Genomic DNA, 11,322 nt, shown 5'->3' on the forward strand with positions numbered 1-11,322 from the left:
TTCCTCGAGCGTGACCATCTCGAGTTCGTGCTGCATGGGTGTCGGTTTCTTGAGCATGACGCTCATTAAACGACAAAGCCCGGCGCGTGGCCAGGCTTTGGGGGTACTTTGTCAGCAGTCTGAAGCCGCCTGAAGAGGCGGCTTGGCAGATCCATGCGTAATGGGTTCGAGCGAACGCTCAGAACAGGCTGCGGCGATCCGGGTCGTGCAAGGGATCAGGTGTTTTTTGCGTGAGCCGCACGATGCCCTGGTCGTCGAAATAGAAGCTGTACATCATGTACCAGACGTTGTCTTCCAGATAGCGATACGTCCAGACCTCGCGCTTCATCAACGGGAAGTACGACGTTTCGACTGGGCGTCCGAAGTTCACCAGCACGTCGCTCTTCGTCCACTTGCCGATTTCCGCCCGGTAGAACTCGTTGGGCTGAAGCACCTGACGCACGGTGACGATCTTGCCGGATGCGTCGATGTCGGCGGCGGTGGTGGTTTCGCCCATCGGCTGGGTCGGCCACATCAGCCGCTTGCCGCCGTTGGGCAGATCGTAGCTTTCACGCGGCGCGCCAAGGCGGGCGACGATGGTCGATTCGTCCGCGCCTTGTTGATACTGCTGCCACGGCTGCACGCAGCCGGCGAGCGTAACCGTAAGCGCGAGCGCGCTCAGGCAGGCGAGTGCGGCGCGGCGCAGGCGTGCTGCGGGCGGCGCTTCGATCGAGGCCGCCGTGGATGGGTGGCGGTTGAACATGAATTCCTCCGATGGCATTTGTGTAGCGGTTTTTATCATCGAGACACATTATTTTGACACGGGCGGCGGCAAAAGATTTGCGCTCCATACAAGCTCTCGCTGTAATTACGATAACGGCTTCGCCGGCTTGCTTATTCCGTCTGGAACGCCCTATGATCCGCGCTTCGACGAATCCAGCGGGGCAATGATGATGGCGAATTGGCAACGGGCGGCAGCAGCGGCAGTCGTGGGGCTGGCAGCGATTTCGATGGCCGCGGCGGTGCTCGCCGCGGGAGAAACGGTGTCGGGTCCGGCAAGCAAGCCGGTCAATAAGCCGACGGGAACGCCGATCCAGTTGGCGCTGATCGAAGGCATGTCCGGCCCATTCGCCAATGCGGGTGCGGCGGTGGAGCGCAATCTGCGCTTCGGCGTCGAACAGGTGAATGCGCAAGGCGGCGTGCAGCTCGCCGACGGTGCGCATCCGCTCGAACTGGTCGTCCTCGACAGCAAGGGCAGCGCAGAGGAGGCGCTCGTGCAACTGCGCGCGGCCGCCGACCGTCACATCGGCTACATCATGCAGGGCAACAGCTCGGCAGTCGCGGCGGCGCTGATCGGCGCGATCGACAAACAGAACAGCCGCGAGCCGGGCAACCGCGAACTGTTCCTCAATTATTCCGCCGACGATCCCGCCCTGACCAACGCCAGTTGCAGTTTCTGGCACTTCCGCTTCGATGCGCACGCGGGCATGCGCATGGACGCGCTGGCTGATGTGATCCAGCGCGACAAAGCGGTGAAGAAGGTCTATCTGCTGAACCAGGACTACAGCTTTGGCCACGACGTAAGCAGCCTCGCGCGTTCGACGTTGGCGGCAAAGCGCCCGGATATTGCGGTTGTCGGCGACGAATTTCATCCGATCGGCCGCGTGAAGGACTTCGCGCCTTACATCGCGAAGATCCGCTCGAGCGGCGCGGACGCGGTGATCACCGGCAACTGGGGCAACGACTTGACGCTTCTGGTCAAGGCGGCGCGGGAGCAGGGCCTGGACACCCGGTTTTACACCTTCTACGGCAACAGCCTCGGGGCGCCTGCCGCGTTGGGCGACGCCGGCGTCAAACACGTGATCGCGGTGGCCGACTGGCACCCGAACGCCGGCGGCGCGGCCTCCGACGCGTGGTACGCGGCGTTTCGCGCCCGTTTCCCGGCTGCCCAGGATGACTACCCGGTGCTGCGCATGCCGCTGATGGTCGAAACCCTCGGCGTGGCGATGAACCGCGCCGGCAGTGCCGACCCGACGGCCGTCGCCCGGGCGTTGGAGGGCATCAAGTCCGACAACGGCTTCCACGCATCGTGGATGCGCGCCGACGACCATCAGTTGATCCAGCCCCTTTATGTGATGGAAATGGACAAGGCCGGCACGCCGGGCGTCAAGTTCGACAACGAAGGTTCAGGCTATGGTTTCCGCACGGTGCTGGCTTTGCCGCCCGAGCGCACGGTGCCGCCGACCGTGTGCAGGATGAAACGGCCGTAGAACGGCCCTTGAGCAAACCCGGACCGGCCACGATCTCGCCCGACACAGCAGGGTTCGCGGCCGGATTGGGCTGTGCTACAATACGCGTCCCGTTGTGAGGCATGGCTAAAAGTATGCGTACACGGGTAACCACGGCACGGCCTTTCTTCCGTGACCGCCTGTCTAGTTCTCAAGGAAATCGACATGTCCGCAGTTGAAACAAGCAAGAAGTCCGAAGTCGTTGCGCAATTCGCACGCGCAGCTAACGACACCGGCTCCCCCGAAGTTCAGGTCGCGCTGCTCACGACCCGCATCAACGAACTGACCGTTCACTTCAAGGCACACACGAAGGATCACCACAGCCGCCGCGGTCTGCTGCGCATGGTGAGCCGCCGTCGTAAGCTGCTCGACTACCTGAAGGGTAAGGACGCGGATCGTTACCGCGCACTGATCGAGAAGCTGGGTCTGCGTAAGTAATCGGCCAGTCGTTCAGCAAGATGCCTGTGTCAGTTCCACTGATACAGGCATTTTGTTTTTGCACGGTGCGCTTCATGTGATGCGCACTGCCTGCCGGTCGCGGTGGCGTGACGATTCATGCGGCGGCTAGCAGGAAAACGGCAGTAAAAAAGCAGCAAAAAAGCAGAAATGCGGCCGGGCTTCAGGGCAGAGCTTTGTGTCATTCCAGCGGTTCGCGCACGTACATAGCGTAGGGCGTGGTTCTCTGGAATGGCATAACACTACTCTTCCCCTGTGGCGCCGGTCCTGGCGTTGCCGCGCCGCTTCTGGTCCGCGCGGCATAACGAAGAGGAAAAGCAATGACTATGTTCAATAAGATCGTCAAAGAATTTCAGTGGGGCCAACATAAGGTTCGCCTCGAAACGGGCGAAATCGCTCGTCAGGCGAGCGGTGCGGTGATCGTCGACGTCGAAGACACCGTTGTGCTGGCTACTGTGGTCGGCGCCAAGACCGCCAAGCCGGGCCAGGACTTCTTCCCGCTGACCGTCGATTACCTCGAAAAGACCTACGCCGCAGGCAAGATCCCCGGCGGTTTCTTCCGCCGTGAAGGCCGCCCGTCGGAAGGCGAAACGCTGATCTCGCGCCTGATCGACCGTCCGCTGCGTCCGCTGTTCCCGGAAGGCTTCTACAACGAAGTCCAGGTCGTGATCCACGTCCTGTCGCTGAACCCCGAAATCCCCGCTGACATCCCCGCGCTGATCGGCGCGTCGGCGGCGCTCGCCATTTCCGGTCTGCCGTTCAACGGCCCGGTCGGCGCAGCACGCGTGGCCTACATCAACAACGAATACGTGTTGAACCCGACGCGTCCGCAGATGAAGGAATCGGCACTCGACCTGATCGTCGCCGGTACGGAACGCGCGGTGCTGATGGTGGAATCGGAAGCACAACAACTGACCGAAGAAGTGATGCTCGGCGCAGTGGTGTTCGGCCACGAACAAATGCAGGTCGCGATCGACGTGATCCACGAGCTGGTTCGCGAAGGTGGCAAGCCGGAATGGGATTGGAAGCCGGCTGCCAAGAATGAGCCGCTGATCGCACGCGTGTCGGAACTGGCGCAAGCCGATCTGCTCGCCGCTTATCAGATCCGCGACAAGCAAGCCCGTTCGACCAAGCTGAAGGAAGTCTACGCAGCGACGTCGGCCAAGCTGGAAGAAGAAGCAGCGGCAGCCGGCACGGTTGCAGCAGACAAGGCTAGCGTCGGCAACGTGCTGTTCGACATCGAAGCGAAGATCGTCCGTACGCAGATCCTGAACGGCGAGCCGCGTATCGACGGCCGCGACACGCGCACTGTGCGCCCGATCGAAATCCGCACCGGCGTGCTGCCGCGTACGCACGGCTCAGCCTTGTTCACGCGTGGCGAAACGCAGGCCATGGTGGTCGCAACGCTGGGCACCAAGGGCGACGAGCAGAACATCGACGCGCTCGAAGGCGAGTACCGCGAACGCTTCATGCTCCACTACAACATGCCTCCGTTCGCGACCGGCGAAACGGGTCGCGTCGGTTCGCCGAAGCGCCGTGAAATCGGTCACGGCCGTCTGGCCAAGCGCGCGCTGGCTGCGTGCTTGCCGAGCGCCGACGAATTCGGCTACTCGATTCGCGTCGTGTCGGAAATCACCGAATCGAACGGTTCGTCGTCGATGGCTTCGGTGTGCGGCGGCTGCCTCGCACTGATGGACGCCGGCGTGCCGATGAAGGCGCACGTCGCCGGCATCGCGATGGGCCTGATCCTGGAAGGCAACAAGTTTGCCGTGCTGACCGACATCCTCGGCGACGAAGATCACCTCGGCGACATGGACTTCAAGGTGGCAGGTACCGAGCAAGGTGTGACAGCACTGCAGATGGACATCAAGATCCAGGGCATCACCAAGGAGATCATGCAGGTCGCCCTCGCGCAAGCGAAGGAAGGCCGTATGCACATCCTCGGCAAGATGACTTCGGCTGTGTCGGGCGCGAACACGGTGCTGTCGGACTACGCACCGCGCATGATCACCATCAAGATCAATCCGGAAAAGATCCGCGACGTGATCGGCAAGGGTGGTTCGGTGATCCGCGCGCTGACCGAAGAAACCGGCACGACGATCGATATTTCGGACGACGGCGTCGTCACCATCGCCAGCACCAGCAGCGAAGGGATGGCCGAGGCGAAGAAGCGTATCGAGAACATCACGCTGGAAGTCGAAGTGGGTCAGGTCTACGAAGGCACTGTGCTCAAGCTGTTGGACTTCGGCGCGATCGTGAACATCCTGCCGGGCAAGGACGGTCTGCTGCACATCTCCGAAATCGCCAACGAGCGTATCAAGGACATCAACGACTACCTGAAGGATGGCCAGCAAGTGAAGGTCAAGGTCATCCAGACGGACGAAAAGGGCCGCGTGCGTTTGTCGGCCAAGGCGTTGCTGAACGACGCCGCAAACGGCGCGCCGCAAGGCGAACCGACGCCGCAGTAATGCGGTAGCAGGGCGACGGCCGGCAGCGCGAATGCGCGCCGGCCGTTTTTCATGAAGGGTGCAGGGTGGATTGCGTTGCAAGCAGGCACAGGCAGGCTCAAGCAGGCACACGCAGATGCCGGCAGGTGCAAACCGACATAAGCGGGTACTCTGTTTGCATGAAGCGCTTCGTCGCGGTTCAGGCGATTTTCGCCAGTTCGTGTCAGTAGGCAACGCAATCCAATCTTGGAGTTGACGCAGATGAAAGCGATCGAAATCACCGAATTTGGCGCGCCGGAAGTCCTCAAGCTGGCGGAGCGGCCCACGCCGCAGCCGAAAGCGGGCGAGGTGCTGATCAAGGTGGCGGCATCAGGCATCAACCGTCCGGACGTGTTCCAGCGCAAGGGTGGCTATGCGCCGCCGCCGGGTGCGTCGGACCTGCCGGGGCTGGAAGTGGCGGGTGAGATCGTCGGCGGCACCATCGACGAAAAGAATAATCCGTTCGGTCTGAAAATCGGCGATCGCGTGTGCGCATTGCTTGCGGGCGGTGGCTATGCGGAATATGCGACCGCACCGCTGTTGCAGTGCTTGCCGGTGCCCGCTGGCTTGTCGGATGTCGAGGCGGCTTCGCTGCCGGAAACGTTCTTCACGGTGTGGAGCAATGTGTTCGATCGTGCGCAGCTCGGCAAAGGCGAGGGCGCGCCGAACGAGACGCTGCTGGTGCAGGGCGGCTCGAGCGGCATTGGCGTGACGGCGATCCAGATTGCGCATGCGCTGGGTTTTCGCGTGTTCGCCACGGCCGGGTCGGACGAAAAGTGCCGCGCCTGCGAAGCGCTCGGCGCCGAACGGGCGATCAACTACAAGACTGAGGATTTCGTTGAAGTCATCAAGTCGCTGACGAACGATCGTGGTGTCGACGTCGTCCTCGACATGGTGGCGGGCAGTTATGTGCCGCGCGAGCTCACCGCGCTGGCCGACGGCGGCCGCATCGTGCTGATCGCCTTGCTGGGCGGCGCGAAGGCCGAGCTGAATCTGAACGAAGTGCTGCGCCGCCGTCTGACGGTGACGGGTTCGACGTTGCGCCCGCGGCCAATCGAGTTCAAGGCGAAGATCGCCGCGCAGTTGAAAGAGCGCGTGTGGCCGCACCTCGAAGATGGTCGCATCAAGCCGGTGGTGCACCGTGTGTTTCCGGCGGCGCAAGCCGCCGAAGCGCACGCGCTGATGGAAAGCAGCACGCACGTCGGCAAGATCGTGCTGACTTGGGGTCAGGACGCTTGACACGGCCGGTTTGACCCGATCCACCCCACGCAGTAAAATTGCGCGTTTTGCGCACGCCGCATGAATCCGAAAGGCGGGCTGTAAGCGCAAACCGAGTCCGCCGCCAATACACGAGACGACGAGACGATGTCGAAACAACGAGCCAAGCTGGTAGTCGGTAACTGGAAGATGCACGGGCGCCTCGCCGAGAACGCAACGCTGTTACAGGCCGTGGCGCAAGGCGCGGGAGAATTGCCGGCTGATGTGCGCGTCGGTGTCTGTGTGCCGTGCCCTTATCTCGCGCAGACTCAATCGTTGCTGGAAGGCAGCAAGGTCGAGTGGGGCGTGCAGGACGTCTCCGCGTTCACGCATGGCGCCTATACCGGCGAAGTGGCGGCGCAGATGGCGGTGGATTTCGGCGCCACGCTTGCGATCGTCGGGCACTCGGAGCGCCGTGCTTACCATCGCGAAAGCGCAGAGTTGGTTGCGGTGAAGACGCAGCGTGCACTGGAAGCGGGTTTGACCCCGATCGTGTGTGTCGGCGAAACGCTTGAAGAGCGTGAGGCTGGTTCCACGGAGCAGGTGGTCGGCGCGCAACTGGACGAAGTGCTGGCGAAGCTGTCGGTGGAGGATGCGGCACGCATCGTCGTCGCGTACGAGCCGGTCTGGGCGATCGGCACCGGCAAGAGCGCTACGTCGGATCAGGCGCAGGCAGTGCATGCTTTCCTGCGTTCGCGTCTGGCGGCAAAGGGCGCGGCGGTGGCGGATGTGCCGGTGTTGTACGGCGGCAGTGTGAAGCCGGAGAACGCGGAAGAATTGTTCCGCGAGCCGGATATCGACGGTGGCCTGATCGGCGGTGCGTCGTTGAAAGACCAGGATTTCCTGGCGATCTGCAAAGCGGCGGCGGCGACGAGCGTCGCCGGTTAAGCAGGGCGCCTTGGCGAGGATGACCCAATCCCGCGCGGCACACTTTGTGTGGTGCGGTTAAATAAAGACTCAGGTGAGTGTGATGCTGTATTTGAAAACATTGATTATCGTCGTTCAGCTGTTGTCGGCACTCGGGGTCATTGGCCTTGTCTTGCTGCAACACGGCAAAGGCGCCGATATGGGCGCTGCTTTTGGTAGCGGCGCATCGGGCAGCCTGTTCGGCGCGACCGGTTCGGCAAACTTTTTGTCGCGTACCACGGCCGTCCTCGCAGCCGTGTTTTTTGTCACGACATTGACGCTTACGTACCTCGGCGCGTATCGTGCGAAACCGTCCGCAGGCTTGCTGGGCGCGGCTGTGACCGCACCGGTCGCGGCTTCCGCTGCAGCCGCGCCGGCTGGCGGCTCGGCAGTATTGCCGGCGTCGGCCGCGTCCGTCCCGGCCACGGATGTGCCGAAATAAATTTTTCGTTCAAAGTGCTTTTGTGCGTTGAACAAACTGTTTAGACCAGTTACAATCTAAGTCTTGAAGCGATTCGCGGGTTTTATAAGTTGTTTTCCCGGATTGCAGTTAGTGCCGACGTGGTGAAATTGGTAGACACGCTATCTTGAGGGGGTAGTGGCGAAAGCTGTGCGAGTTCGAGTCTCGCCGTCGGCACCAAATGTTATCTAAATGCCAGCCGCTTGCTTCGCTTCGGCTGGCATTTTCACTTCTGACGCGCGGCTTGCGTTGGGCTTGCGGCATGTGCGTTGCCGAAGTGATTTCGCGTCAGGAGTGCTATGCTCTTGGCGGCATTCAGAACCAACCGATAGAGGATAGTCTTGAACCTCGCAGCCTATTTCCCCGTCTTGTTGTTCCTCATTGTGGGCACCGGTTTAGGCGTAGCACTGGTCAGCATTGGCAAGATCCTCGGTCCCAACAAGCCCGATACCGAGAAAAACGCACCATACGAGTGCGGCTTCGAAGCATTCGAAGATGCGCGCATGAAGTTCGATGTGCGCTACTACCTCGTCGCCATTCTCTTCATCATTTTCGACCTTGAAACCGCGTTCCTGTTCCCGTGGGGTGTAGCCCTGCGCGACATCGGCTGGCCTGGCTTCATGGCGATGATGATTTTCCTGCTCGAATTCCTGTTGGGCTTTGCCTATATCTGGAAGAAGGGCGGCCTCGACTGGGAATGATGGATTAATCGCCGGTTTGCGTGGGTGGCCAAGGCTTGCCGCCCCGTCTGGAGTGGAAAGCAAATGAGTATCGAAGGGGTCTTGAAGGAAGGGTTTGTCACCACGACGGCAGACAAACTGATCAACTGGACGCGCACCGGCTCGCTGTGGCCGATGACGTTCGGTCTCGCGTGCTGCGCGGTCGAGATGATGCATGCGGGCGCCGCCCGTTATGACCTTGACCGTTTCGGCGTGGTGTTTCGTCCGAGTCCGCGTCAGTCGGACGTGATGATCGTCGCCGGCACGCTGTGCAACAAGATGGCGCCGGCTCTGCGCAAGGTCTACGATCAGATGGCCGAGCCGCGCTGGGTGATTTCGATGGGCTCGTGCGCGAACGGCGGCGGCTACTACCACTATTCCTATTCGGTGGTGCGCGGCTGCGATCGGATCGTGCCGGTCGACGTCTACGTGCCCGGTTGTCCGCCTACGGCGGAAGCGCTGGTGTACGGCGTGATCCAGCTGCAGGCCAAGATCCGTCGCACCAACACAATCGCCCGTCAATAAGGCCAACGCCTCCCCCATAATATGGCAAGCAAACTCGAGACCCTGAAAGCGAACCTCGAGGCGGCCTTCGGCGGCCTCCTGTTGAGCACCACCGAGGCAGTCGGTGAGTTGACGATCGTCGTGAAGGCGAGCGACTACATCCACGTTGCAACGCGTCTGCGCGACGACCGCTCGCTCGGCTTCGAGCAATTGATGGATCTATGCGGCGTCGACTATCAGACCTACGCCGATGGCGCATACGACGGTCCGCGTTTCGCGGCCGTTCTGCATTTGTTGTCGGTGCAGAACAACTGGCGCCTGCGTCTGCGTGTATTCGCACCAGACGACGAAGTGCCGATCGTCGCGTCAGTCGTCGATATCTGGAGTTCGGCCAACTGGTACGAACGCGAAGCATTCGATCTGTACGGCATCGTCTTCGAGGGTCACCCGGACCTGCGCCGCATCCTGACCGACTACGGTTTCATTGGTCACCCGTTCCGTAAAGATTTCCCTGTCTCCGGCTACGTCGAAATGCGTTACGACCCGGAAGAGAAGCGCGTCGTCTATCAGCCTGTGACGATCGAGCCGCGGGAAATCACGCCGCGCGTGATCCGCGAGGATCGCTATGGCGGTCTGAAACACTAAGAGAACGCCATGGCAGAGATCAAGAACTACACGCTCAACTTCGGTCCTCAGCACCCGGCCGCGCACGGTGTGCTGCGCCTCGTGCTCGAACTCGACGGCGAAGTCATCCAGCGCGCCGATCCGCACATCGGCCTCCTGCATCGCGCGACTGAAAAGCTCGCGGAAACTAAAACCTTCATCCAGTCCGTGCCGTACATGGATCGCCTCGACTACGTGTCGATGATGGTCAACGAGCACGGCTACGTGATGGCGATCGAAAAGCTGCTCGGCATCGAAGTGCCGATTCGCGCGCAGTACATCCGCGTGATGTTCGACGAAGTCACGCGAGTGCTGAACCACCTGATGTGGATTGGCGCACACGCGCTCGACGTCGGCGCGATGGCGGTATTTCTGTACGCGTTCCGCGAACGCGAAGACCTGATGGACGTGTACGAAGCGGTGTCCGGTGCACGGATGCACGCGGCTTATTACCGTCCGGGTGGCGTGTACCGCGATCTGCCTGACGCAATGCCGCAATACAAAGCGTCGAAGATCCGCAATGCGAAGGCATTGTCGAGGATGAACGAGAACCGTCAAGGTTCGCTGCTCGACTTCATCGACGATTTCTTTACGCGTTTCCCGAAGTGCGTCGACGAATACGAAACGCTGCTTACCGACAACCGGATCTGGAAGCAACGTCTGGTCGGTATCGGCGTGGTCAGCCCGGAACGCGCACTGAACCTCGGTATGACCGGCGCGATGTTGCGCGGCTCGGGTATCGAGTGGGATCTGCGCAAGAAGCAGCCGTACGAAGTCTACGACAAGCTCGATTTCGACATTCCGGTTGGCGTGAATGGCGACTGCTATGACCGATATCTGGTTCGCGTCGAAGAAATGCGCCAATCCACGCGGATTGTGAAACAGTGCATTGAGTGGTTGCGCAAGAATCCGGGTCCGGTGATGGTCGACAATCACAAGGTTGCGCCGCCGTCGCGGGTTGGCATGAAGTCGAACATGGAAGATCTGATTCACCACTTCAAGCTCTTCACGGAAGGCTTCCATGTGCCGGAAGGCGAAGCATATGCCGCGGTCGAACATCCGAAGGGCGAGTTCGGTATCTACCTGATCTCGGACGGCGCGAACAAGCCGTATCGCCTGAAGATTCGGGCGCCGGGCTATGCGCACCTGTCCACGCTCGATGAAATGGCGCGCGGTCACATGATTGCCGACGCTGTGACGATCATCGGTACGCAGGACATCGTGTTCGGCGAAGTAGATCGCTAGGACGTATTCATCAGCGCGCGTCTTCAGATTGCACCGAAGCGCGTGTCAAGCAAAGGAACGCCGGGTCTGTCGCAACATGCAATGCGCGACGGGTTTTCGTTCGGTAGGAATTGAAAGAGTCGTGTCTGAAAATGATCTCAGCTGAAGGCCTGAAAGAAATCGATCGTGCGATCGCGAAGTATCCCGCCGATCAGAAACAGTCCGCCGTGATGTCGGCGCTGGCTACTGCTCAGGAAGAGCATGGCTGGCTGTCGCCCGAACTCATGCAGTTCGTCGCGGACTATCTCGGCATGCCGGCGGTCGCCGTGCAGGAGGTGGCTACCTTCTACACGATGGATGAGACCTCGCCGGTCGGCAAA

At 61.0% G+C, this 11,322-nt stretch carries 12 protein-coding genes and 1 tRNA gene; 12 read left to right on the forward strand and 1 reads right to left on the reverse strand.

Annotated elements, in window-relative coordinates:
- Positions 1-178 precede the first annotated feature (178 nt).
- Positions 179-742: a hypothetical protein gene (locus FSO04_RS43600; protein WP_154567531.1), complete on the reverse strand. Its 564-nt coding sequence runs from the start codon at positions 740-742 to the stop codon at positions 179-181.
- A gap of 187 nt (positions 743-929) precedes the next feature.
- Here FSO04_RS43600 and FSO04_RS43605 point away from each other — a divergent pair, with 187 nt between their 5' ends.
- From FSO04_RS43605 to FSO04_RS43660, 12 genes are all read left to right on the forward strand, one after another.
- Positions 930-2,249 (forward strand): branched-chain amino acid ABC transporter substrate-binding protein, encoded by a 1,320-nt coding sequence (locus tag FSO04_RS43605; protein WP_154567535.1) that lies wholly within the window; start codon positions 930-932, stop codon positions 2,247-2,249.
- 183 nt (positions 2,250-2,432) lie between these two features.
- Complete coding sequence (gene rpsO, locus FSO04_RS43610; protein ID WP_011487489.1) at positions 2,433-2,705, forward strand: 30S ribosomal protein S15; 273 nt, start codon at positions 2,433-2,435, stop codon at positions 2,703-2,705.
- A 338-nt stretch (positions 2,706-3,043) separates the two neighbouring features.
- Complete coding sequence (pnp, locus tag FSO04_RS43615; protein WP_171925034.1) at positions 3,044-5,191, forward strand: polyribonucleotide nucleotidyltransferase; 2,148 nt, start codon at positions 3,044-3,046, stop codon at positions 5,189-5,191.
- Between the two features lie 240 nt (positions 5,192-5,431).
- Positions 5,432-6,448, forward strand: a complete 1,017-nt coding sequence (locus FSO04_RS43620) for an NAD(P)H-quinone oxidoreductase (protein ID WP_154567532.1) — start codon at positions 5,432-5,434, stop codon at positions 6,446-6,448.
- Positions 6,449-6,574: 126 nt separating this feature from the next.
- A complete protein-coding gene (gene tpiA, locus FSO04_RS43625) occupies positions 6,575-7,354 on the forward strand; it encodes a triose-phosphate isomerase (protein WP_154567533.1) in 780 nt (259 codons plus the stop codon).
- Positions 7,355-7,436: 82 nt separating this feature from the next.
- Complete coding sequence (gene secG / locus FSO04_RS43630) at positions 7,437-7,814, forward strand: preprotein translocase subunit SecG (RefSeq protein WP_054034962.1); 378 nt, start codon at positions 7,437-7,439, stop codon at positions 7,812-7,814.
- 113 nt (positions 7,815-7,927) lie between these two features.
- Positions 7,928-8,012 (forward strand) — tRNA-Leu (locus FSO04_RS43635).
- A 161-nt stretch (positions 8,013-8,173) separates the two neighbouring features.
- Positions 8,174-8,533: an NADH-quinone oxidoreductase subunit A gene (locus FSO04_RS43640; protein ID WP_007175615.1), complete on the forward strand. Its 360-nt coding sequence runs from the start codon at positions 8,174-8,176 to the stop codon at positions 8,531-8,533.
- 63 nt (positions 8,534-8,596) lie between these two features.
- Positions 8,597-9,076: a NuoB/complex I 20 kDa subunit family protein gene (locus FSO04_RS43645; RefSeq protein WP_006052903.1), complete on the forward strand. Its 480-nt coding sequence runs from the start codon at positions 8,597-8,599 to the stop codon at positions 9,074-9,076.
- Positions 9,077-9,097: 21 nt separating this feature from the next.
- A complete protein-coding gene (locus tag FSO04_RS43650; RefSeq protein ID WP_154567534.1) occupies positions 9,098-9,700 on the forward strand; it encodes an NADH-quinone oxidoreductase subunit C in 603 nt (200 codons plus the stop codon).
- A gap of 9 nt (positions 9,701-9,709) precedes the next feature.
- Positions 9,710-10,963 (forward strand): NADH-quinone oxidoreductase subunit D, encoded by a 1,254-nt coding sequence (locus FSO04_RS43655; protein ID WP_093639630.1) that lies wholly within the window; start codon positions 9,710-9,712, stop codon positions 10,961-10,963.
- Positions 10,964-11,094: 131 nt separating this feature from the next.
- On the forward strand, positions 11,095-11,322 hold a 228-nt coding region (locus FSO04_RS43660; RefSeq protein ID WP_174825351.1), incomplete at its 3' end, for an NAD(P)H-dependent oxidoreductase subunit E.

This window comes from Paraburkholderia madseniana, from assembly GCF_009690905.1.
GTDB classification, from domain to species: domain Bacteria; phylum Pseudomonadota; class Gammaproteobacteria; order Burkholderiales; family Burkholderiaceae; genus Paraburkholderia; species Paraburkholderia madseniana.

Excerpts from the sequence above, each read along its gene's own strand:
- FSO04_RS43600 (WP_154567531.1), bottom strand. The coding sequence starts at position 742 with ATGTTCAACCGCCACCCATCCACGGCGGCCTCGATCGAAGCGCCGCCC.
- FSO04_RS43605 (WP_154567535.1), top strand. The coding sequence starts at position 930 with ATGATGGCGAATTGGCAACGGGCGGCAGCAGCGGCAGTCGTGGGGCTG.
- rpsO (WP_011487489.1), top strand. The coding sequence starts at position 2,433 with ATGTCCGCAGTTGAAACAAGCAAGAAGTCCGAAGTCGTTGCGCAATTC.
- pnp (WP_171925034.1), top strand. The coding sequence starts at position 3,044 with ATGACTATGTTCAATAAGATCGTCAAAGAATTTCAGTGGGGCCAACAT.
- FSO04_RS43620 (WP_154567532.1), top strand. The coding sequence starts at position 5,432 with ATGAAAGCGATCGAAATCACCGAATTTGGCGCGCCGGAAGTCCTCAAG.
- tpiA (WP_154567533.1), top strand. The coding sequence starts at position 6,575 with ATGTCGAAACAACGAGCCAAGCTGGTAGTCGGTAACTGGAAGATGCAC.
- secG (WP_054034962.1), top strand. The coding sequence starts at position 7,437 with ATGCTGTATTTGAAAACATTGATTATCGTCGTTCAGCTGTTGTCGGCA.
- FSO04_RS43645 (WP_006052903.1), top strand. The coding sequence starts at position 8,597 with ATGAGTATCGAAGGGGTCTTGAAGGAAGGGTTTGTCACCACGACGGCA.
- FSO04_RS43650 (WP_154567534.1), top strand. The coding sequence starts at position 9,098 with ATGGCAAGCAAACTCGAGACCCTGAAAGCGAACCTCGAGGCGGCCTTC.
- FSO04_RS43655 (WP_093639630.1), top strand. The coding sequence starts at position 9,710 with ATGGCAGAGATCAAGAACTACACGCTCAACTTCGGTCCTCAGCACCCG.